At 41.8% G+C, this 256-nt stretch carries 1 rRNA gene; it reads right to left on the bottom strand.

Going from position 1 to position 256, the window contains the following annotated elements:
• Positions 1-95 (bottom strand): 23S ribosomal RNA (locus M3193_RS16645); the annotation flags it as partial.
• Between the last annotated feature and the right edge of the window lie 161 nt (positions 96-256).

Raw genomic sequence — 256 nt, 5'->3', positions numbered from 1 at the left:
TTACTTACAGCTCCCCGAAGCATATCGGTGTTAGTGCCGTCCTTCATAGGCTTCTAGTGCCAAGGCATCCGCCGTGCGCCCTTTCTAACTTAACCTTTGTCTGGTTTTCAACGCATTACATACGTCTAAACCATTGGTTGATTACCATTGTATAGCGATATACGCTGGCAATCGTTAAAAAAGTATTGTTCAATCACAAAAGTGATCGACTCGGTTGATTACTTGATGTTTTGTTGCTTCAATGTCGTTTTATCCA

It is taken from the genome of Sporosarcina luteola (genome assembly GCF_023715585.1).
Lineage (GTDB): Bacteria > Bacillota > Bacilli > Bacillales_A > Planococcaceae > Sporosarcina > Sporosarcina luteola_D.
This window is presented reverse-complemented; position numbering and strand designations above follow the sequence as displayed.